General features: G+C 71.5%; 16 protein-coding genes and 1 pseudogene. 5 read left to right on the top strand and 12 right to left on the bottom strand.

What is annotated here, in order from left to right:
• Positions 1–3: 3 nt before the first annotated feature.
• Complete coding sequence (locus tag AB0C16_RS31705) at positions 4–138, bottom strand: hypothetical protein (protein ID WP_281394582.1); 135 nt, start codon at positions 136–138, stop codon at positions 4–6.
• A gap of 111 nt (positions 139–249) precedes the next feature.
• A complete protein-coding gene (locus tag AB0C16_RS31700; protein ID WP_357688278.1) occupies positions 250–1,809 on the bottom strand; it encodes a hypothetical protein in 1,560 nt (519 codons plus the stop codon).
• 79 nt (positions 1,810–1,888) lie between these two features.
• On the opposite strand from AB0C16_RS31700, the gene AB0C16_RS31695 reads away from it, so the two are divergent.
• Positions 1,889–3,727: a hypothetical protein gene (locus tag AB0C16_RS31695; protein ID WP_357688276.1), complete on the top strand. Its 1,839-nt coding sequence runs from the start codon at positions 1,889–1,891 to the stop codon at positions 3,725–3,727.
• Between the two features lie 147 nt (positions 3,728–3,874).
• On the opposite strand, the gene AB0C16_RS31690 is transcribed toward AB0C16_RS31695, so the two are convergent.
• Both AB0C16_RS31690 and AB0C16_RS31685 read right to left on the bottom strand, forming a co-directional pair.
• Positions 3,875–4,945, bottom strand: a complete 1,071-nt coding sequence (locus AB0C16_RS31690) for a hypothetical protein (RefSeq protein WP_357688275.1) — start codon at positions 4,943–4,945, stop codon at positions 3,875–3,877.
• Positions 4,918–5,304: a helix-turn-helix transcriptional regulator gene (locus AB0C16_RS31685; protein ID WP_357688273.1), complete on the bottom strand. Its 387-nt coding sequence runs from the start codon at positions 5,302–5,304 to the stop codon at positions 4,918–4,920. The genes AB0C16_RS31690 and AB0C16_RS31685 overlap by 28 nt, the downstream gene beginning before the upstream one ends.
• Positions 5,305–5,428: 124 nt before the next feature.
• On the opposite strand from AB0C16_RS31685, the pseudogene AB0C16_RS31680 reads away from it, so the two are divergent.
• Positions 5,429–6,049 (top strand): annotated as a pseudogene (locus tag AB0C16_RS31680) (RHS repeat-associated core domain-containing protein); the annotation flags it as partial.
• 666 nt (positions 6,050–6,715) lie between these two features.
• Here AB0C16_RS31680 and AB0C16_RS31675 read toward each other — a convergent pair.
• Both AB0C16_RS31675 and AB0C16_RS31670 read right to left on the bottom strand, forming a co-directional pair.
• The gene (locus AB0C16_RS31675) at positions 6,716–8,893 is read right to left on the bottom strand and encodes an acyl-CoA dehydrogenase (protein ID WP_357688271.1); all 2,178 of its coding nucleotides are present in this window, start codon (positions 8,891–8,893) and stop codon (positions 6,716–6,718) included.
• 61 nt (positions 8,894–8,954) lie between these two features.
• Positions 8,955–9,836 carry a hypothetical protein gene (locus tag AB0C16_RS31670; RefSeq protein WP_357688270.1) on the bottom strand — a complete coding sequence of 294 codons (882 nt, stop codon included), beginning with the start codon at positions 9,834–9,836 and terminating at the stop codon, positions 8,955–8,957.
• A gap of 287 nt (positions 9,837–10,123) precedes the next feature.
• Here AB0C16_RS31670 and AB0C16_RS31665 point away from each other — a divergent pair, with 287 nt between their 5' ends.
• Positions 10,124–11,188 (top strand): trypsin-like peptidase domain-containing protein, encoded by a 1,065-nt coding sequence (locus tag AB0C16_RS31665; protein WP_357688268.1) that lies wholly within the window; start codon positions 10,124–10,126, stop codon positions 11,186–11,188.
• On the opposite strand, the gene AB0C16_RS31660 is transcribed toward AB0C16_RS31665, so the two are convergent.
• On the bottom strand, positions 11,112–12,329 hold the full coding sequence (locus tag AB0C16_RS31660) for an MFS transporter (protein WP_357688266.1): 1,218 nt from the start codon (positions 12,327–12,329) through the stop codon (positions 11,112–11,114). The two genes, AB0C16_RS31665 and AB0C16_RS31660, sit on opposite strands and share 77 nt — an antisense overlap.
• Positions 12,330–12,389: 60 nt before the next feature.
• Between AB0C16_RS31660 and AB0C16_RS31655 the strand changes: the two genes are divergently transcribed.
• A complete protein-coding gene (locus tag AB0C16_RS31655) occupies positions 12,390–13,343 on the top strand; it encodes a helix-turn-helix domain-containing protein (RefSeq protein ID WP_357688264.1) in 954 nt (317 codons plus the stop codon).
• Here the strand turns inward: AB0C16_RS31655 and AB0C16_RS31650 are convergent.
• From AB0C16_RS31650 to AB0C16_RS31630, 5 genes are all read right to left on the bottom strand, one after another.
• Positions 13,333–13,905 (bottom strand): OmpA family protein, encoded by a 573-nt coding sequence (locus tag AB0C16_RS31650; RefSeq protein WP_357688262.1) that lies wholly within the window; start codon positions 13,903–13,905, stop codon positions 13,333–13,335. The genes AB0C16_RS31655 and AB0C16_RS31650 overlap by 11 nt on opposite strands.
• Positions 13,889–14,506 (bottom strand): hypothetical protein, encoded by a 618-nt coding sequence (locus AB0C16_RS31645; protein WP_357688260.1) that lies wholly within the window; start codon positions 14,504–14,506, stop codon positions 13,889–13,891. The genes AB0C16_RS31650 and AB0C16_RS31645 overlap by 17 nt, the downstream gene beginning before the upstream one ends.
• A gap of 80 nt (positions 14,507–14,586) precedes the next feature.
• Positions 14,587–17,682 carry a BTAD domain-containing putative transcriptional regulator gene (locus tag AB0C16_RS31640; protein ID WP_357688258.1) on the bottom strand — a complete coding sequence of 1,032 codons (3,096 nt, stop codon included), beginning with the start codon at positions 17,680–17,682 and terminating at the stop codon, positions 14,587–14,589.
• A 2-nt stretch (positions 17,683–17,684) separates the two neighbouring features.
• Complete coding sequence (locus tag AB0C16_RS31635; RefSeq protein ID WP_357688257.1) at positions 17,685–19,430, bottom strand: serine/threonine-protein kinase; 1,746 nt, start codon at positions 19,428–19,430, stop codon at positions 17,685–17,687.
• 63 nt (positions 19,431–19,493) lie between these two features.
• Complete coding sequence (locus AB0C16_RS31630) at positions 19,494–20,144, bottom strand: nitroreductase family protein (RefSeq protein WP_357688255.1); 651 nt, start codon at positions 20,142–20,144, stop codon at positions 19,494–19,496.
• Between the two features lie 178 nt (positions 20,145–20,322).
• Between AB0C16_RS31630 and AB0C16_RS31625 the strand changes: the two genes are divergently transcribed.
• The gene (locus tag AB0C16_RS31625; RefSeq protein WP_357688253.1) at positions 20,323–20,898 is read left to right on the top strand and encodes a hypothetical protein; all 576 of its coding nucleotides are present in this window, start codon (positions 20,323–20,325) and stop codon (positions 20,896–20,898) included.
• The last annotated feature ends 133 nt before the right edge of the window (positions 20,899–21,031 follow it).

Below are 21,031 nucleotides of genomic sequence, written 5' to 3'. Positions count from 1 at the left end.
GGGTTACCGGTCGCCGTAGTTGTAGAGCGGCTGGTTGACCGGCGTGGCCGTGGCACCGGTGAAGGAGACGGTGGTGACCGTCGCCACGAGCGCGGCCACGGCGACGCCAATGATCGCTGCTAAGAGGATCTTGATCACTGGGGGGTTCCTCCTCGGACACGGCAGTGGGGGCCGTCACAAACCTAGAACCTATTCTTGCTACTCGGAAGTAGCTAAACGAAATCTTAATAAACCCGCTGATCAATTGACCTATTCGGACGAACCCTGCCCAATCTTGCCGTCCAACCGGTACAGTCGCAGGTCAGCACCGCCTACCACCAGCCTCGCCTCACGGAGCCATCCCGCGAATACGCGGCGTTCCTCCGGGGTCCCCGCGTCGACGACCACGTACCGAAATCCGGCGCCGAGCAGGTCCGGTGAGGGCTCTACTAGTACGCGTTCTACTAGGCGTGCCCGTTCGTCCTCGCTTCCCACGACCATCGAGCCGACCCGTACGGTGTCGTTGGCGACGACGTCGCGCCCGGGCACGGCGAAGAACCGCTGGGCGGGGTCCAGCACCGCCCGGTGCCCGTTCCAGGGAAAACGCCGGTAGGACTCGAAGGGCAGGACCAGGATGTCGCCCGGCTCGCCGTCCCGCCGGATGACCTCGCGCGCGGCCGTCCAGTCGGCGGGGTAGCCCACGGCCCGCAACGCCCCGGCCGCGCCCCACGCCAGGGTGGGCAGCACGGCGAGGGGCACCAGCACCATGACGCCCGCCCAGGCCGGGGCGCGGCGGGCGGCCGAGGCGGTCAGCAGCCCGAGGCCGACGGCCACCAGCAGCGCCAGCGGGGCGACGAACTGCTGGGCGTCCCGGAACACCGCGAACCCGCCCCACACCCCGATCAGCCAGGTGAGCAGCGCCCGCCCCGGCTCGGTCACCCCCAGACAGGCGATCGCGAACCCTGACGCGGCCGCCACCGCGAGCCCGCCCCGGTAGGCCACGCGCCCGAGGACGGCGAACCCGGCGATCCCGGCCAGGGCCAGCGCCGGCCGCGCCACCGCCCCCGGCAGCGTGTCGTAGCCCGCGGGCAAGGCGTGGGAGTTCCAGATCCCGCCGAGCGAGAGCAGGCTCCCCACGGCCCCGAACGGCCCGTCGGCGCGGGCGGCGAACGCCTCCACGCCGACCCCGTCACCCGTCACCCCTTCGGGCCGGAGCATCGCGGGCACCAGCCACGGCAGGCTGAAGGCCACCACGATCGCCCCCACCCGGAGCGTCCCCGCCCACCCGCGCCCACCCGTGAGGGCGAGCGGGAGGGCCGTCAGCGCGGTGATCGTCATGGCGGCGAACCCGCCCACCGCGGCCGGCAGGATCGCCGCGGCCAACCGGCGGCCCGAGACCACCGCGCCCACCACCCACGGCAGGCCCGCGTACCCCAGCAGCAGCGCCCACTGCCCCATCAGCAGGCGTTCGGCCATGTACGGGTTCCACACGTAGAACGCCCCCGCCACCAGCCGGGGCGCGAGAGTCTCGGACGGCACCAGGAGCGCGGCCCCCGAGCATCCCAGCACGAAGACGCCGAGCAGGATCGCCTTCTGCACCAGCTCGGCGGGGAGCACCGTGGCGAGCGCGGTGACCACCGCGTCGCTGGGCACCACCCGCGGCGCGCCCCCGGCCAGGCCGAAGGTGAACCGCGAGAAGGCCGGGTCCGGGACGAAGACCATGTCCTGCGCCAGGACGAATCCCCAGCCCAGCGCCGGCCCGAGGGCGAGGCAGCCGAGGACGAGACCGAGCAGGGCGGCCATCGGCCCGGCTCGGGTCGTGTGCGGCATCTCGCTATGACATCACAACCACACAACGGGCATTCCGTATGAATCGCCCCGTGGCTACTCTTCCCGGTGGGAGGGCGGGGTGGCGACGAGCGAGGTGACGGCTGCGGCCCGGCCATGGGCGCGCGCCGACGCCGTGCTGGCCACGGCCATCACCATGGTCGCCGTCCAGCTGGTGTGGAAGTTCGGCCTGGTCCAGCGGACGTACTTCCGCCAGGACGACTTCACCTTCATCGCCCGCGGCCTGGAGAACCAGCTCACCTGGGACTACCTGATGCGGGTGGACTACGGCCACCTGGTGCCCGGGCCGTTCGCCATCCAGTGGGCGATGGGCCGGCTGGGCGTCTACAACGACATGCTCGCCCATGCCGTCACGATCAGCCTGCTGGGCGCGGCGGGGCTGGCACTGCTCCGGCTGCTCTGGGTGCTGTTCGGGGCCCGGCCGGCGATCCTCGTGCCGCTCGGGTTCTACCTGCTGACGCCGCTGACGATCTCGTCGCTGTCGTGGTGGGCGGTCGTGATCGAGACGTTGCCGTTCCAGGTCGCGCTGCCGATGGCGCTGAGCTCGCACGTCCTCTACAACCGGACCGGACGCTTCAGGCACGCGCTCGCCGCCGCGGCCTGGATCGTGCTCGCGATGGTGTTCTTCGTCAAGGCGCCGTTCATCCCGGTGCTGGCCTTCGTGCTGACCCTGGGCTGGTTTCCGAAAACCCGGCGCAAACCGGCCTGGCTGCTCTACCTCGCGGTGATCGCGGTCTACGCCGTGATCTTCTTCCGCCAGCTGTTCACGTCCGTGCAGCTCACCAACGACACCGTGCGGCCGGGGCTGCCCGACCCGGCGATCGCCGCCCGCTTCGCCTGGAACCTGCTGACCGACTCCCTGGTGCCCGCGGCGCTCGGCGGGCCGTGGCGGTGGCGGCCGATCGGCGACGACTACGCCATCGCCGCGACGCCGCCCGTGATGGTCTGGGTGAGCCTCGGCGTCGTGGCGGCCGTGGTGGCCGTCTCCGTGCTCTACCGGCGGCGGGCCTGGCTCGCCTGGCTGGCGCTGCTGGCCTACTTCGTGCTCGCCGACGTGGTGCCCGTCATGATCGGGCGCATCGAGGAGCTCGGCCCCGACCTGGGCGGCTCCGAGCTGCGCTACGTCTCCCCCACGGCCACCGTGCTGGCGATCGTCATCGGGCTGGCGTTCGTCCCGCTGCGGGACGAGGAACGGCCCTGGCGGCGGCCGAGGGCGCCCCGGCTGAGACACGCGTGGATCCCGCTGGGCGTCGCGTTCGCGCTGGGCTCGGTGTGGTCGGTCACCGCGTACGCCCGCCTGCCGCTCGGCGAGCACGTCAAGAGCTACGTCGAGACCGGCCGGCTGGCGCTCAAGCGGGCCGGGGCGAACCCCGTCATCCTCGACACGCACGTGCCCGCCAAGGTCGTCTACCCGATCTTCTTCTACGACTACGCGCGGGTCTCCAAGGTGCTCGGCCCGATCGCGCCGCACCCGGTGACCTGGACCCGGCAGCTGACCGGCCCCGTGCGCAACCCGCTCATCTTCGACCCGCAGGGCCGCCTGCGCCCGGTGGACATCGAGGGCGTCACGATCCCCCAGAACGCCGGCTGCGTGCCGGTCGCGGGGCGAGAGGTGCGCTTCCGCCTCCCGGCGCCGCTGCCCCAGGGCGACTGGACGGCACAGGTCGGCTACCTCAACCCGACGCCCACCACCCTCGCCGTACGGCTGGACGGCGAGCAGGCCGTGGTGGCGGCGGGCAAGGACTTCGGCTGGACGTTCGCCACGCTCAAGGGCGGCGGCGCCGAGCTGACGGTCCGCACGGTGGACGGCGGCCAGGCGTGCATCGGGCAGATCAAGGTGGGTGTCCCGCAGCCGGCCAAGGCGGGGACGCCCAGCCCGCTGCAGCCCGTCACCCCCTGACCACCGGGCCTCTCACACCCGCGGGCACCGACGTCAAGCTAGGTGACCCATCGGTGGGGTGCCTGCCAGACGGGCCTGCTCCCGACCGAGGAATAGCTCCACAGCACTCCGTCGTACGGCTCACGCTCGCTTTCTGGGCGTGAACCGTCAGTCTCGCTCGGCGCCTTCGGGCCAGATAACGCAGACCTTCAGCCCGCGTGCTCTGGCCTCGGCCACGACGTCCGCCGTTCCGCCGTACCCTCTGGCGGGCCTGCCGTCCCAGACGGCAAACAGCTCGTCGGCGTGGTCGAGCATGAGACGACTGGCGGTCATGTGCGACTCGGAGGTGGACTCGACGAAGTCCAGCTCGTGAACGCGCACGGCTTCGGCGAACAGCGCGTCGTAGTTCTGGTGCGCTTCGGCGGGCAGTCCTTCCCGGTATTGCTGTGCGGGAGCCACCACTTCCAGCGTTCCGCCCAGGTCGAGGACGGCTCGGGCGAAGAGCTGGTCGGCGCCGTCGGCGAGACAGGACAGTCCGATGATCGCGGGAGCGTGCTCGGCGAGTGCTTTCCGGATCGCGTGGTCGACCAAGATGACGGTTTCAGCGGGCAGGCCGCGGTGGCCGGAGACGGCGATACGGATCATGACCAGGGCTCGATAGCCCGCGAGCTTCGCATGGTCGAACGGGAAGACCCAGGGCCATGGCGGCGCCGTCGCTCTCCTGGCGGTCACCGCGGATTCGGCCTGCCGCAGGGCGGACAAGGCTGCGGAAGCGTCATGGGCGGTCGCGTGACCGAGAGCCTCGATGCTGGACAGCCACGCCCGTGCGGTCGCCGGCGACCGCTCTCCCCGTTCCCTTCGTGCCTGGGCGAGCAGGTCCAGCGTCGAGACGGGGTCGTCGGCGTCGATCTCGAAGGCTGCCAGGCTGCCGATCATGCAGGCCGCCAGCAGGGAGTGTTCGGCCTGGCGGGCGGCGTCGACCACCATGCGGTAGTAGGTGCGTGAGGTGCCGGTGTCATGCATGTCGGCGTGGACCCATGCGGCGAAACCGGCGGCCTCGCTCATCACGGCCCGGATATCGCCCGCGAAGACCGAGCGGGTGGCACGTCCGAGAATGCGATTGGTCAGGTTCACGTGGGCCACTGCTCCCCGGGCCAGTTCGCGGGCGGGTGCGGTGCCCTCCAGGCGCCGTTGGGCGCCAGTGATGCCGGTCAGTGTGGGCGCGATGGTCTCATCCACCTCCGCGCGTGGGGCAGCGGCAGGGCGGTGAGAGCCGTAAGAGCTACCGCCTTGCCGAAATCTCTGCGTTTCGTCGGATCGTCATCTCCTCGGGCACCGAATCGGAGCAAAGGAATCGGTATCCCGACTCGGATTGATATCTCCCGGACCTGCTCCACGATGAGCGGCTGACGATTCCGCAGCACCTTGGAAACCCGGCTCTGGGAATAGCCGACCGCCTCGGCCAACTGGCCCTGCGTCCAGCCGTTCGCCCGCTGCACCTCGGCAAGAACGGCGGGGATGTCGCACTCGGCAAGAGCAGCCGCCACGGCGGGCGCGGACCAGAACTGAGGCGGGAGGCGGCCTTGGCTCTGATTCATAGCGCTAGGTTAAGCGCCGGTCTCGACGCTAAAGCGGACATAGAGGGCTGCAGCGCCGATATTCGTAAGAGGAATATCCCCAGCGCCGTCGGTACTACGGCATTAACCAGGTCGGTTCGACGCCAAACGCTGGGACAACTCCGCCGGCGTCTACGACATGGGCTTCCGCGACTACAAGCCCGACCTCAACCGCTTCCTCGTCCTCGACACCTACAACGGCGCCCTCGCCGACTCCCTCAGCCTCGACCCCTGGACCAGCAATCGCTATGCCTTCACCGGTGGTAACCCCATCAACCTCATCGAAATCGATGGGCACGATTCCTGCGGGGCTATATGCAACCTCGTGAAAGAAGGCGTAGACCCAGCGATCTCAACAGCATTCGATGCATTGTGCACCTTGCTTGCTCACCCCCTCGCCTCGGCGGTTTGTGGTGGGCTCGGCGGAGTGCTACTTGCTGTAGCGGCCTACTTCACGGAGATCGCGTTCACCGGAGAAGCTTACGATTGGAGTAAGCTCTGGCCGCAGATGTTGGCCAAGGGGCTGCGCGGACTGCTATTCACCGGGACGATGAAAGTGTTCCGGGGAAGCGCCCCCGGGAAATGGCCACTCGGCAAGCTCAAGGATTTCGGCATGAAGATGGCCGAAATAATTGGCAATCGACGCGTCCGTGCGGTGATATTCTTCGTCGTATCGATGCTGGGGCCGGCGATCGCCCCCACGAGTCAACAATCTGATAAGCGCTAAGAGCTGGCCATGCGCCTGTGGTGGCGCACCACAATAGCGGCTAAAGATCAACCCCTAGCTTCGGGTGCTGATCTATTCGGATCCGCACCCGAAGCTACACGAGTGGGATCGGAACTCGAATACTATGGAAACACCAAAAAAGCTAAAACCTATTCTGAAGCTGGTCGCTTTCGGAGTGTTTGTGTTCCTGGTGGAATTCTCTATCGATATCCTCCTCCTTGAGTACTCGTGGAGTGGAGCCCTAGTTCGGGCACCGCTTGTAACACTCACGCTTTGCGGAGTCGCTGTCGCATCACGTCATTATCGCAGAAACTCGCGGAATGGGAGAGGGTGAGATATTTGAGAATCCGCTGAATGCTGCCACCCTCCTTACGCTTTCTAAATAGACCGTAACGAATACGAAGAGCTCGCTGCGCTCGTGGTTGCCCAGTACGGCAGCCACCATTTGTTAGCTGAGCTGGGTGTATGCGGTGGTCAGGCGGGCGCGGCGTGATGCTTGCTGGTCAGTCGGCCAGGGCGATCGGGGGCATCCAGAGGTGGCCGGTGAAGGCTCGGCGGGTCACATAGATACACGTTGGCACGTACCACCGTGCGGTAACCCCTGGGGGCCGGACGATGCCCGGACGATGCCCGTGGGGGGCCGGGCGGTGACCCGGCCCCCGCCGTTCACTTGCCGGGCTCGGGGTCCCGGGGCAGGCCGAGCATGCGCTCGCCGATGATGTTCAGCTGCACCTCGGTGGTGCCGCCGTAGATGGTCATCGCCCGGGTCGCCAGGACGGCCCGGTTCCAGTAGCCGGCATCGCCGAGCCTCATGTCCGCCGCCACCACGGCCGAGGCGCCGAGCAGGTCGACCGCGGTCTCGGAGACGTGCTGGGCGTGGGAGGTGGACAGCAGCTTGCGCACCGAGGCGTCCGCGCCCGGCTCGGCCCCGGCGAGCTGCTTGAGCGTCACCCGCAGCGACAGCGCGTTGATCGAGTGACCCTCGCAGACCACCTCGGCCACCTCCCGCGCCTCGACCTGGGTGAGCTCGCGGCCGAGCCGGCCGACCAGCCCCAGCAGGTCGGGCACCGAGGCCCCGGTGCCGCCGGCGCCGGACGAGAGCGAGACGCGCTCGTTGGACAGCGTGTTGCGGGCCACCTTCCAGCCGTCGCCCACCTGGCCCACGACCAGGTCGTCGGACACGAACACGTCGTCGAGGAAGACCTCGTTGAACAGGTTCTCGCCGGTCATCTCGGTCAACGGCCGGACCGTCACGCCGGGCGCCTTCATGTCGACGAGGAAGTAGGTGATGCCCTCGTGCTTGGAGCCCTCGGAGGAGTTGCGGGCGATGCAGATGCCCCACTCGGCGACGTGCGCCACGGAGGTCCAGATCTTCTGGCCGTTGAGCTTCCAGCCACCCTCGACCTTCTCCGCCTTCATCTGCAGCGAGGCCAGGTCGGATCCGGCGCCGGGCTCGGAGAACAGCTGGCACCACATCATCTCGCCGCTGAGCGTCTTGGGCAGGAAGCGCTCCTGCTGCTCCGGCGTGCCGTAGCTGACGAGCGACGGCACCACCCAGGCACCGATGATCATCGCCGGCAGCTTCACCCCGGCCGCCTTGAGCTCCTGCGCGATCAGCACCTGCTCCAGCGGCTTGGCGCCGCGGCCCCACGGCGCGGGCAGGTGGGGCATGACGAAGCCCTGCGCGGCCAGGGCGCGCTTCTGCTCCTTGCCCTCCAGGGCGGCGATCGCCGCGATCTCCGCGCGGATCGACTCGCGCCGCGCCTCGGCGTCCTCGGGCAGCTCGATCTCCATCTCGCGGGTGACGCCCTGCAGGGCGAGCCCGGCGACCGAGGCCGCCCACTCGGCCGAGGAGCCGAGCAGCGCGCGGATGGTGAGCGCCCGCCGGTAGTAGAGGTGCGCGTCGTGCTCGAAGGTGTAGCCGATGCCGCCGAACGTCTGGATCGCGTCCTTCGCGCACCGCACGGCCGCGTCGGGGGCCATCACGCCGGCGATCGCGGCGGCGTACTCCAGCTCCCGTCCCTCCGCCCGGGTGGCGTCCCACACCGTGGCGCGGGCCTGCTCCAGCGCGACGAGCATCCGCGACAGCTTGTGCTTGATGCCCTGGAACTGGCCGATCGGCCGGCCGAACTGGACGCGTACCTTGGCGTAGTCGGAGGCGGCGGTGACGCACCAGGAGGCGAGCCCCGCGGCCTCGGCCCCCAGCAGGATGGCGGCCAGGTTGAGCACGTCGGGGCCCTCGACCCCGTCGAGCACCCGGTCGGCCGGCACGGTCACGTCCGACAGCTCCACCTTGGCCACCGACCTGGTCAGGTCGAGCGACTTCACGGCGGTGACGGTCGCGGCGGAGGCGTCGAGCGCGATCCACTCCTCCCCGTCGGCCGTGGACACCGGCAGCACGAGCACGTCGGCCTGGGAGGCCCCCAGCACGGGCTCCGCTGTGCCGGAGACGACGAGGGAGCCGTCGGCGGCACGGGCGCCGCTCAGCGCGCCCGTCAGCGCGACCGCGCCGGTCACCGTGCCGTCGGCGAGGCCGGGCAGCAGGTCGTGCCGCTTGGAGGCGTGGATCACCGCGCTCGCGAGGACGGTCGGCACGTACGGGCCGGGCGCCATCCGCTCGGCCAGCGCCTCGATGGCGACCGCGGCCTCCAGCAGCCCGTAGCCGGAGCCGCCGGCCTCCTCGGGCAGGTGCAGGCCGAGCAGCCCCTGCTCGGCGAGCCCCGGCCAGAACGCCGGGCGCTCGTCCGTCGCCGCCCGCAGCAGCTCGGCGCGAATGTTCCGGTCGGCCCAGCCGCTCACCGATTCGCGGAGCGCCTCGTGCTCCTCGCTCAATCCGATCGCCATCGCACATCCTCCAAGCAGGTCCCGATCATGCCAGAACCATATTCTAGAGGATGCTTCTAGCCTAGAGCGGGCGAATTCGCGTCGCGAGGGTGTTCAGATCCCGCCAGTGGGACTTGCCGCTCTCCGGGATCGAGGCGAGCAGCATCGCGGGCTTCGTCTTGCCGACCTCGACCACCGACACCAGAGCCTGCGCCGTCTGCCGCTCGCCGGACAAGGTATAGGTGACCTTGTAGCCGAGCGTCCAGCCCTTACCCACGGGGAGCTTCTGCGAGGCCGTCCAGCTGAGCGTGGCGCCCGCCGGATACTGCGTGCGCAGCGTCCACCGGGCGGCGCGCACCGCGATCTCCCGGTAGTCGGCGTCGGCCGACGGCTTTGCCTCCGGGGCGTCGGCGGGGAACATGGCCGAGGCGATCACCGTGTGCGGCACCGCCACCTTGCCGACCCGCTGCGCGACGGTGAACGGCGGGAACGACTTGGCCGTCCACGGAGCGCCCAGCCGGGGATAGCTGATGCCGTTCTTGGTGTCGTTGATGATCCCGGTGACCACCGAGGCCGTGCCGGGCAGGTCGGCGAAGGTCTTCGCCCTCGGCACCGAGGGCAGCGCGAGCTCGCTGACCGTCGGAGTGGGTGAGGCCGAGGCCGTGGGCGTGGCGCTGCCGGGGACCGGCGCGACGGGAACGACCTGCCGGGCCTGCTCCTCCTTCTGCGGGACGTCGCCCGAGAACAGCATGAAGATCAGCAGCACCGCCGCCACCGTCGCGAGGATGGCGCCGACCAGATAGACGACCTTGATCGGGATGTCGCCGATGCGCCCCACCAGACCCCGCTTGGGCGGGGGCGGCGGCGGGAGGAACGATCCGGGAGCCGGCGGCCGGCGAATCTGGACCGTCTCGTCGGTGGGCAGAACGATCTTCCTGAACGGGGTGGTGGGAGAGTCATGCATGGGTCCCTGGTCTCCAACGTCCGCCATGGCCATGAGGCTACGTCACGACGGAGAAGGATTTTTCCGCTATTCCCCCGGCAGAAGGTAATTCTGCAGGGTCGCGATCATGCGCGGTTGTGCGCCGCCGACCGATCCGGCGAAGTAGGACACGCCCCGCCTGGCCAGGCTCAAGCACCCACGGGTGATCGAGTGTCGCGAGACGCTGCCCCGCACCCCCACGGGCAAGCCGAGCAGGAGAGACGTGCGGGAGGCGTATCTTTCACCGTGAGCTGGGCAAATACCCCCGCATGAGGAAGATGGTCGCGGGCATCGCCACCGCCGCGCTGCTCACCGGCTGCGCGGCCATCGGCCCTGCAGGCACCGCCTCCCCCACGTCCCCCGCCACCTCCGCGAGTGCCACCCCGAGCGCCGCCGCGTCGCAGCAGTCGCTGGAGGCCGCCTACGAGCAGGTCATCACCAAGGTCCTGCCGTCGATCGTGCAGATCAACACGGAGACAGGGCTCGGCTCCGGCATCGTGTACGACTCGGCGGGCCACATCATCACCAACGCGCACGTGGTCGGCGAGGCGACCCGGATGACGGTGACGCTGGCCACCGGCGGCGCCGCGCGCGACGCCAGGCTGGTCAAGAGCTTCACCGCCGGCGACCTGGCGATCATCAAGGTCAACGACACGAAGGGGCTGACCCCGGCCAAGTTCGGCGATTCGTCCAAGCTGCACGTCGGCCAGGTCGTCCTCGCCATGGGCAACCCGCTGGGCCTGTCGGGCAGCGTGACCAACGGCATCGTCTCGGCCCTCGGCCGCACGGTGAGCGAGCCCGAGGAGCCCGGCTCCCCCGGCGCGACGATCGCCAACGCGATCCAGACCTCGGCCGCGATCAACCCGGGCAACAGCGGCGGCGCCCTGGTCGACCTGGCCGGCCAGGTCATCGGCATCCCGACGCTCGCGGCCCTGGACCCCAACCTGAGCGGCGGCGCGGCCCCCGGCATCGGCTTCGCCATCCCGAGCAACACCGCCACGGACATCGCCGGCCAGATCGTCCGCTACGGCAAGGTCACCAACACACACCGGGCCGCCCTCGGCATCAGGGGCAGCACGATCATCGGCGGGAACGGCCGGCCGGATGGCGTCGGCGTGGTCGGGGTCGAGAAGGGCAGCGGCGCCCAGAAGGCCGGGATCAGGGCGGGAGACGTGATCGTCTCCATCGACGGCAAGGACACGAACACGATGGCCGAGCTGGCCGAATACCTGACCACACGCAAGCCCGGCGACCAGGTCAAGGTCGAGGTGCGGCACCCTGACGGCAACACCGAGACGATCGTCGCCACCCTGGGCCGCCTGCCCGGCGAGTAGCGGGCCGCAGGTGGCGCAGCAGGCAGGCGGTGGCGATCAGCGACGCCACCGCGGCCAGCGCCATGGTCAGGGTGACGGACACGACCTCGGCGACGCTCCCGGTCAGCGCGGCGGCCAGCGCCTGCCCCGTCTGCATGCCGCTGCCCGCCAGCCCGAGCGCCTGGCCGCGCATCGGCTCGGGCACCGCCGCGAGGTAGCGCTCCTGCGTGCCAAGGTGCCCGGCGAACCCGAACGACGCCACCACCACCAGCCCCGCCGCCGGCCACACTCCCGGGTCGAACGCGAACAGCAGGTACGGCACGGCCAGCAGCACGTAGAGCGGCACCGCCAGCCGCAGCCGCGACTCGGGCGTGGTCCACCGGCCGATGACCGCGTCACCGGCCAGCATCCCGGCGGCGGCGGCCACGAACAGCACGCCCGCCGAGTCGCCCGCGAACGGCACGTACATCGCCTCGGCCCCGACGATCAGCCCGTTCGGCACCCACTGCGCCAGCAGCAGGCCGCGCACGCCGGCATCGCGGAGCAGCTTCGCGGCCCCGGCGAACGAGGGCCGGCCGGTCGTCCTGGGCCCGCGGGCCCGCAGCCCGAGCCGGAAGACGAGCGCGACCAGCAGGGCCGTGCCGGCACCGGCCCACAGGGCGGCCCGCGGCCCGATCAGGGTCAGCAGCAGCCCCGCGCCGCCGAACCCGGCGATCTGCATGGCCCCCACCGCGATGTTGAGCAGCGACCTGCCGAGCACGTAGCCGTTGCCCGGCAGCAGGTCGGCCACCAGCGCCATGCGGGCGGCGCCGGCCACCGAGTCGAGCAGCCCGACGGCCATCACCAGGGCGAGCATCGCCGAGACCGGCAGCACCCCCAGGGCCAGGGTCGCGACCGCGCAGGCGCGCACCACCTCCCACCCGGCCAGCAGCGGCCGGGGCGGCAGCCGGTCGGCCAGGCCGCCCAGGACGAGCGCCCCGAGCGCCTGCGGCAGGAATCCGGCCAGGTAGGCCACGGCGGCCAGGAACGGTGAGCCCGTGTGCGCGTAGACGAGGCTCGACAGGGCCAGCATCGTCATCGTGGTCCCGGCGACGCCGGCCGTCGATCCGGCGAACAACGCCCTGAACTCACCGACCGCGAGCACTTCCCGATAGGTCCGCATGCGGGTGACCTTCGCGGTGACCGGGCGCGATGGCTAATCTTTCGCCAGGAGGCGAAACAATTGGCCTATCTGGAGTGCACCCCCGAGGATCTGGCCCGGGTCAGGTTCGGGCTGTCGCCGATGGTGCAGGTCGTCGGCGCGCTCGGCGTGCTGGGCGGCCGGCAGACGCCGCCCGGCCTGTCGATCTGGACGGCGCGGGTCCGCGACCGCTACACACGGCTGCTCGCGGGCAGCCCCGTGCTGCGTGCCCTGATCGAGCTGCACCGGGTGACCGACTACATCCCCGACTTCTACTGCGTGCCGCCCGACGGCCCGGCCACCTCCTTCGAGCGGGAGCTGGGTGACGTCCGCGGCACATCGGCCGCTCGCGCCGCGGACGACCTGCGGATCGCCTACCGGGGCAGGCCACTCGATCCGGTCCTCGACGTGCCCGACGTGTCCGGGCGGGTCGCCGACGCCCTGGAGTCGGTGTGGACCGAGCTGCTCGCGCCCGACTGGCCCCGGCTTCGCGCGCTGCTGGAGCGCGACATCGTGCAGCGGGCGGGCCGGCTCGCGGTGTACGGCTGGGCGGCGGTGTTCGAGGGGCTCGACATCGAGATGGTGCTGCGGGAGGAGCGGATCCTGCTCGGCAGGGTCGGCGGCTCGTCCCATCGGCTCGGCGGGGTGGGTGTGGTGCTCATGCCGAGCGCGTTCGGAGCCACGTTCGTCTACCTCGACCCGCCGCGGGCCTACGGGCTGACCTACCCGGCGCACGGGGTGGCCGCGCTCTGGGAGGGCGGCTCACCCGCGCCCGGTGACCTGGCCGAGCTGCTCGGCCGGGGCAGGGCGGCCGTGCTCGCCGCGCTCGACGGTCCCGCCAGCACCAGCCAGCTCGTCGCCCAGCTGTCGATGTCGCTCGGCGGGGTGGGTGACCACCTGGCCGTGCTGCGCAGGGCCGGCCTGGTCGCCCGCAGCCGCAGCGGCCGTTCGGTGCTCTACCACCGCACCCCGCTGGGTGACGCGCTCACTGCTTGACGTTGTAGACGATCTCCACCCGGCGGTTCCGCTCGCGGTTGGCCGGCACGGGCTTGCCTTCGACGACGTTCGGCAGTTTGGGGCGGCTCTCGCCCCACCCCTTGGCCTGGATGGTCACGTCCGCACCGGTCAGCAGGCCGCGCATGACCTGCTCCACCGCCCCCGCCCGGCGCTGCGAGAGCGTGACGTTGTACGCGTCGGCGCCCTGGTCGTCGGTGTGCCCCTCGATCTTGACGACGCCGCCCGCGCCCTCGGCGTTGACCTTGGCGGCCACCTCCTTGAGGCGCTGCCTGGCCTTGGCGGTCAGCACCCACTTGTCCACCGCGAACAGCACGTCGCTGGTGAGCGCGACCGTGACCTGGGTGCCCTGTTTGGTCTCGCTCTCGGAGCCGTCCAGCGACTCGACCGCGCCGATGACGTCCTCGACGGGGAAGACCAGGTCCTCGACGACGCCCGTCGCGTCGGACGGCGCTGTGGGCGGCGCGGTGGGCGGCGCTGTGGATGTCCCGCTCAGTGTCGTCGTCAGGGCGACGGCCGCGGCGACGCTAAGAGATCGGAACATCGGTCAGCACACCCAGCATGGGCATCTCGATGTTGATCTTCGTGATGTCGGCCGGTGGGGCCGCGAAGACCGCGTAGAGGGTGGACGCCTCGCCTTCCTTCAGGAACTGCCCCTGGGTGCCGGAGCAGACGCACGTGGCGTCGCTGCCGGTGCCGTTGCGGGCGACGCGATACCGCTTGGCGTTGACCGGGTCGATCAGGGAGACGGCCGCCACCGAGTAGTCGAAGACCCCGGTGCCCAAACCGTTGTGCACGTTGACCTGGCCGTCGACGGCGGTGATGGTCCAGTTGAGGCTGAGGGTCCTGCCCTGCCGCCTGAGCGCCGTGATGTCGACGCGCGCCGTGCCGGAGTTGCCGCCCGACGTCGCCTTGGCCTCCAGGGTCGCGATCACCTTGCCGCCCTGCGGCGGCGCGCTCCGCTGCTCGGCCGGGACGGACGCGCTCTCCGCGGGCTCGCCCTCCGCGGCCGCGGGCGGGGTCTCCTGCTTGGCCGCGGTCTGCTGGGCCTGCTTCTCCTCGCCGCCGCTGCCCTGCTGCCCCGGGAGCACCCCGCAGCCGGTCAACGCGATGGCCGCGACGGCCAGCGCGATCGTTTTCCGCATCTTCTGATCACCTTTGCCGCGTAGGGGTCTCACTCGTGACCGACGCTAGGCGGATGACCTTCAGGATCCGCATAGTCGCGTCATGGCCGGCCCCCCCGCCTGCGCGCCTCTCGCGCCAGACGCTCGGCCTCCGCACGGCCATGAATGTCACTAAGGACGTCAAACTCTCCCATAGCGCGTGTAATCACCTCAACTGCCCCATCAATCTCATCCAGATCGAGGCGCGCCTCGGCCAGCACGAGCAGGGCACGGCCGGTCCCGCGACGGTCACCGTGCCGCTCGAACGTCTCCACAGCCTCGCGTGCGAAGCCCTCCGCCGCGTCCGGGACGCCCTCCGACCTGGCGATCCTGGCCAGCAGCAGCAGCGACGCCGCCTCGGGCAGGCGGTCGCCCAGCCGCCGGTTGACGCGCAACCGCCGCTCGGCGCACTCACGCGCCTCGGCATGGCGGCGGGCGTCCAGGTGCAACCCGGCCAGGTCGAGCAGAGACTCGGCCTCACCGCGCGGGTCGCCCAACTCCCGGTACGCCGCCAGACTCGCCTCCAGCACCGCGAGATCGCGGCGGACGGCGCCCAGCGCCCGCAGCGCGTCGGCCCTGCCACGCTGGTCCCCCGCCTCCTCGAACACCCGCAGGCACCTGGCCAGCGCCCGCTCGGCCGCCTCCGGCCGCTGCTCGACCAGGCCCAGCCGGAGCGTGATCCTGGCCAGGTCCAGCCCCTCCACCAGCGGCTGGGCCGCCCTGAGCGCCGCCGCGGCCGCCTCCGGCCTGCCCTCGGCCCGATGCAGGTCGGCCAGTCCGCGCAGCAGCAGCGCCTCACCCTGCCGGTGACCCGCCGCACGGGCCGCGTCGAGCCCGGTCGCGGTGGTGGCGTGCCAGTCGTCGTGGTGCGCGCCCAGCTCGAACAGCGGCGTGAGGTAGAAGGCCAGCCGCCAGGCCGCCTCGTACAGGCCCACGTCGTGGAAGTCGCCGACGGTCGCCACCAGGAACCTCCGCTCCGCCCCCAGCCAGCGGGCCTCGGCACGGAGCCTGCCGGTCTCCATCATCCCCTCAGCCGTACGGGCCACCGTCTGGCCGGAGCCCGGCTCGGCCGGCACCAGAGCCGTCCTGGCCCGTCTCGTCCGGTCGAGCACCTCCCCGGCGATCTCCGCCAGCACTCGTCTCCGCGCTTCCCGCCAACCCACCGAACCGCCACCGAGTCCGGCCCGGCCTCCCTGCTCGGCCCCACGCCGACCGCGCGACTCCACACCGGCACGGCCTCCGGGCTCACCACCGGCACGACCATCCGACTCACCACCGGCACGACCTCCAAGCTGGGCACCGGCACGGCCTCCGGGCTCGGCACCGGCTGGGGCGGTCTGCTCCTCGGCCAGGCGTTCGGCGGCGTAGAGCCTGGTCAGGTCGTGCCAGCCGTACCTCTCCTGGCCGGCCTCGTCCAGGCCGCGCGACTGCAGCAGGCCGGCCTCGGCCAGGGGTTCGAGGTCGGCGCCCAGCACCCACGGCGCGAAGTCAGGCGCGGACAGGGCGCCCAGCCGGCGCAGCGACCGCCGTTCCGGATCGACCAGCCCGCGGTAGCCGAGCGCCAGGCTGCCGCGCACGGCCAGGTCTCCCGCGCTCAGCTCGTCCAGCCGGCGCCGCTCGTCACCCAGCCGCCCGGCCAGATGGTCGAGCGTCCAGCCCGGTTTCCTGGCCAGGCGGGAGCCCGCGATCCGCAGGGCCAGCGGCAGGCCGTCGCAGAGCCGTACGATGCGCCGCGCCGCCTCGGGCTCGGCCGCCACCCTGGCCCGGCCGGCCACCCCGGCGAGCATCGCCACGGCCTCGTCCGGATCGAGCACGCCCAGCTCGTACGCCCTGGCGGCCTCCAGCCCGGCGAGCGGTGAGCGGCTCGTCACCAGCGTCAGGCTGCCCGGCCCGGTGGGGAGCAGGGGCCGCACCTGCGCCTCGTCCGCGGCATCGTCCAGAACCAGGAGCAGGCTGCGACCGGCCGTCAGGCTGCGATACATCCTGACCCGCTCGTCCAGCGCCGCGGGAACCACCCCATCGGGACAGCCCAGTGACCGCAGCAGATCCTCCAGCACCGCCCCCGGCGGCCGGGCTCCCAGCGAGGCGTAGAGGCGGCCGTCGGGCAGGTCAAGCCCGGTGGCGGCATGCACCGCGACGGCCGACTTGCCACACCCGGGCGGCCCATGGATCACCAACGCCACCGGCGCCCGCCCCGCACCCGCCCCGGCCGCGCCCGGTGCGGCCGTCCCCGACCCGGCCGTCCCCGATCCGGCAGCGTCCGATCCCGCCGCCCTCTCCCCGGCAGCGTCCGACCCGGCAGCGCCCGGTGCGGGCGTTCGCGTCTGCGCGGCAGCGGCGGCGGTGATCCAGGAGAGGACGTGAGCGCGGCCCGTGAAGTCCGAAATATCAGGCGGCGTCTCGTTTATCGGCATCCGTCGCGAGGGAGCCGGGGCCGCCTCGCTCGACAGCACCCGCCGGTGCGCCTCCCGCAACTCGGCCCCGGGCTCCAGCCCCAGCTCCTCCACGAGCGTCCGTCGCGCCTCCTGGTACGCCTCCAGCGCCTCGGAGCGCCGCCCCACCTGGCACAGCGCGTCCAGGAGCCGTGCCCACGCCCGCTCCCGCAACGGATAGGCCGCCACCAGCCCGCGCAGCTCGCCGACCACCTCCGCGCCCCTGCCGAGCGACAGATCCAGCGCGACGCGCTCCTCCAGCGCGGTCAGCCGCAGCTCCTCCAGAGGCACGGCATGCAGCCGCCGCAGCACGGAGGACTCCACGTCGGCCAGCGCGGCTCCACGCCACAGGCCGAGCGCCGCCTTGAACACCGAGACGGCCTCCGCGGCCCGTCCCGCCTCACGGGCCGTCCTGGCCTGGCCGACGAGCCGTTCGAACCGGTGGCAGTCGACGTCATCGGGCGGCACGTCGATCAGGTAGCCGCCGGGCGCCGTCGTGATGCCGTCGACCAGCTTGCGCAACGCGCTGACGTACACCCTGAGCACCGGCTCCGCCGACGCCGGCGGCCTGTCGTCCCAGACCAGCGCCATCAGCCGCTCGATCGGCACCACCCTGCCGGCCGACACCAGCAGCGCGGCGAGCAGCGCCCGATGCTTGGCCGGCCCGGGCACCTGCCCGCCCTCGACCCGGAGCGGCCCCAGCACGCCGAACCGCGCCCGCTCCATGCCTAACTCTTGGCGGGTCGGAGGGCGAACGACTCGAACCGTACGCGCAGCCCGACCGTCCCGTCGGGTGCCGCGTGCACCCCGGACTCCCCCTGGCCGAGCGGGGCGCCGGCGTCCGTGGCCTCGGCGACGAGCCGCTCGTTCAGCCACATGCGCAGCGTCGCCTTGCCGCCGCTCTGGCCGCACTCGGCGACGACGCGGTTGGTGGCCGCCGCCTGCGCTTGCTTGGGGCCGTACAGGATCGTGGGCTCCCGCCCCACGAGGCGCTTGACGATCGTGACCTGCCCCGCGCCGCTCACCGCGAACTCGTACCTCCCGCCGGCGCCGCTTCCGTGGCACCACACTCCGTACGCCCCCGAGCCCTGTTCCAGCCGCGCCCTGGCACTGACCACCACGACTCCGCCGGGCTCGGGCCGCGGCGCCGTCTTCCACAGCCGCCACCCCGGCCTGACGGTCAGCACGTATTCGGATCCCACCGGTTGCGCGCTGCCCGCGTCCGACTCCCCCGCCGCCCACGCGTCACGGAAATCGGCCTCGTACGGCCAGCTCTCCGGCCGTACCAGCGACAACGCCACGGCACCCGCCACACCCAGCGCCACCACGACGCCGACCCCCCAGTGCCACCACCGCCTGCCGACCCGCCCCGTCCCGTTCTCATCATCCGGGACGACGGGGTCGCCCCCACCCGCCCCGGCACCGTCCGATGCCGGCACCCGCCCCTCGGCCCCAACGCCGAACACCGAACGCCCGCGCTCCGAGACGGAATCCGCCGCCCCCCGGCCACCCCCCGGCCCGCCCAACCGCACCGCACCCTCAGGCCGCACCGCACCCTCGGACCCGCCCGGCCCGTCGGCCCGAGTCACGCCGGGCCACACACGGCCGTCCGAACGGGGCGTGGGGGCGGGGTGGGTGACGGGGCCGGTCCAGGTGCGTTCGACCACCTGGGTGGCCGTGGCGGGGGTGAGCCGGCCGCCGCCGACCAGCGCCTCCAGCAGTTGCTGCGCGGTGGGCCGCAGGTGGGGCCGTTTGGCCATCGCGTGCTCGACCACCTCGCGAAGCCCGTGGTCGAGCCCGTCCAGGGCGGGCCCTTCGTTGACGATGCGATACAGCACCTCGGCCGGAGCGCCGCCGCCGAACGGCAGCCGTCCCGTACCGGCGAAGGCGATCACGCCGCCCCAGGAGTAGACGTCCGTGGCCGGGCTGAGCGGCTCGCCGCGCACCTGCTCGGGAGCCATGAACGCGGGAGTGCCCAGGATGGACTGGCTGATCTGGCTCTCGTCCACGAGCTGCGCGATGCCGAAGTCGATCACTCGCGGGCCGAGGGGCGAGAGGAGGACGTTCGACGGCTTGAGGTCCCGATGGATCACCCCGGCGCCGTGGATGGCGCTGAGGGCGGTCGCGATGCCCACCGCCAGGGCCTCCAGGTTGGACCCTGACAACGGCCCCTGATCCCGTACGGCCTGCGCCAGGTCGGGGCCCTTGACGTATTCGGTGACGAGATAGGCGGTGTCGCCGTCGAGCCCGGCGTCCAGGACGGGGGCGGTGCAGAACCTGGCGACGCGCCGGGCGGCGGCCACCTCGCGTTCGAAGCGGCGGCGGAAGGCGGGGTCGCGGGCCAGCTCGGGATGGATCAGCTTGACCGCGGCCAGGCCGCCGGTCGGGGTGGCGGCGAGGTGGACCTCGCCCATGCCGCCCCGGCCGAGGACGCGCCGCAGCACGTACCCGCCTATGACCCGGTCTCCGCTCATCGCAGACACATTAGCCAGGTCCGGCTATTTCCGGATGGGTGAGCGGCGCGTACCGGCCGGGCGTCACCATCGGTCGAGGTGGAGGACCTCGTCGAGCGGCGCGCGCGGAGCGGGGCGGAAGGTGTCGCCCGTGTAGTAGGCGGTGGGGACGAGCGCTCCCTGGCGGACGTCGTCGGGGATGCCGAGCAACTCGGCCACCTCGCCTTCGTAGGCCAGGTGCAGGGTGGTCCAGGCGGTGCCCAGCCCGCGCGCCCGGGCGGCGAGCATGTAACTCCACGCCGCCGGCAGCAAGGACCCCCAGAGCCCGGCCTGGTTGCCCTCGGGAAGCCCGCCGGCGCCCACCTGGATGCACGGGATCACCAGCACCGGCACCTCGCCCATGTGATCACCCAGGTAGGCGGCGCTCTCGGAGACGCGTCGCTGCACCTCGGCGCGGGCCGGGTCGTCCTGGAACAGGGAGCCGGCCGAGCCGCCGGAGCGGGAGTACGCCTGGAACGAACGGCGGTAGTAGTCGCCGATCCGCGCGCGGAGCCCGGGATCGGTCACCACGATCCAGTGCCAGCCCTGGCGGTTGCCGCCGCTCGGGGCCTGCAGGGCGATCTCCAGACACTCCCGTACCAGCTCCATCGGGACAGGACGGTCGAGATCCAGGCGTTTCCGCACGCTCCGGGTGGTGGTGAGCAGCTCATCCGGGCCGAGTGATGGGTCGGTCATGAGCCCATGATCCCATCGCGTGCCGCAAACCAGGGGCGGTGTCCTGCATGCGTCTCTCCAGCGGCTCTAAAGACCCTCGCAACCGGCCCGGCGAACCATCAGTACACCGAACCATCCCAAATCCACACCATCCCTAACCCATCCCTAATCCACTCGGCCGCCAGACGAGGACAGGATCATGCGACGCCTTCTGGGGCTCATCACGCCCCTGATCATCGGACTGCTCTCAGCGGGGTTCCTCGGCGCGGGGCCGGCCGCGGCCCAGCAGACCGCGGGCCCCTCCGGCCTGAACGCCTTCTACGGCCAGCGCCTCGCCTGGTCCGCCTGTGGTGGCGGCTTCCAGTGCGCGAAGCTCAAGGTGCCGCTCGACTACGCGAAGCCGGCCGGAACCAAGATCCAGATCGCGGTCATCAGGCTCCGGGCGCACGGTGGCGGCGAACGGCTCGGCTCCCTGGTGATCAACCCCGGCGGCCCGGGCAGCTCGGGTGTGCAGTTCGCCAGGACCAGCGCCAAGGCCGTCTTCCCCACCCGGATCCGCTCACGCTTCGACATCGTCGGCTTCGATCCCCGCGGCGTGGGCGCCTCCACGCCCGTGCGCTGCTTCACCAGCGCGCAGTTCGACGCCTACTTCGCGCTGGACGGCACCCCCGACACGCGCGCCGAGCGGAAGACCCTCGACCTGGCGCAGCGCGCGTTCGCGCGGAGCTGCCAAGCCAACTCGGGCAAACTGCTGCCCCACGTGCAATGCCGGTGAGTTAAGGCATTTGTGCTGGTGAGAGCGCTTTTCTTAAGATTGTGATCTTGTAGCTGGCCTTGGTGGCTGGTTGCGCAGTGTCACGCTTCTTGGTTGGAAAGGTGTTCTTGGCCGGCTTCTTGACACGCTCGCA

The sequence above is a fragment of the Nonomuraea sp. NPDC048916 genome (assembly GCF_040649575.1).
Taxonomy (GTDB): domain Bacteria; phylum Actinomycetota; class Actinomycetes; order Streptosporangiales; family Streptosporangiaceae; genus Nonomuraea.
The sequence above is the reverse complement of the archived record's forward strand: the minus strand, read 5'-3'. Positions and strand labels throughout refer to the sequence as shown.

Excerpts from the sequence above, each read along its gene's own strand:
- AB0C16_RS31685 (WP_357688273.1), bottom strand. The coding sequence starts at position 5,304 with ATGAATCAGAGCCAAGGCCGCCTCCCGCCTCAGTTCTGGTCCGCGCCC.
- AB0C16_RS31640 (WP_357688258.1), bottom strand. The coding sequence starts at position 17,682 with ATGGAGCGGGCGCGGTTCGGCGTGCTGGGGCCGCTCCGGGTCGAGGGC.
- AB0C16_RS31660 (WP_357688266.1), bottom strand. The coding sequence starts at position 12,329 with ATGCGGACCTATCGGGAAGTGCTCGCGGTCGGTGAGTTCAGGGCGTTG.
- AB0C16_RS31670 (WP_357688270.1), bottom strand. The coding sequence starts at position 9,836 with ATGCATGACTCTCCCACCACCCCGTTCAGGAAGATCGTTCTGCCCACC.
- AB0C16_RS31675 (WP_357688271.1), bottom strand. The coding sequence starts at position 8,893 with ATGGCGATCGGATTGAGCGAGGAGCACGAGGCGCTCCGCGAATCGGTG.
- AB0C16_RS31665 (WP_357688268.1), top strand. The coding sequence starts at position 10,124 with ATGAGGAAGATGGTCGCGGGCATCGCCACCGCCGCGCTGCTCACCGGC.
- AB0C16_RS31630 (WP_357688255.1), bottom strand. The coding sequence starts at position 20,144 with ATGACCGACCCATCACTCGGCCCGGATGAGCTGCTCACCACCACCCGG.
- AB0C16_RS31650 (WP_357688262.1), bottom strand. The coding sequence starts at position 13,905 with ATGTTCCGATCTCTTAGCGTCGCCGCGGCCGTCGCCCTGACGACGACA.
- AB0C16_RS31645 (WP_357688260.1), bottom strand. The coding sequence starts at position 14,506 with ATGCGGAAAACGATCGCGCTGGCCGTCGCGGCCATCGCGTTGACCGGC.
- AB0C16_RS31700 (WP_357688278.1), bottom strand. The coding sequence starts at position 1,809 with ATGCCGCACACGACCCGAGCCGGGCCGATGGCCGCCCTGCTCGGTCTC.
- AB0C16_RS31625 (WP_357688253.1), top strand. The coding sequence starts at position 20,323 with ATGCGACGCCTTCTGGGGCTCATCACGCCCCTGATCATCGGACTGCTC.
- AB0C16_RS31635 (WP_357688257.1), bottom strand. The coding sequence starts at position 19,430 with ATGAGCGGAGACCGGGTCATAGGCGGGTACGTGCTGCGGCGCGTCCTC.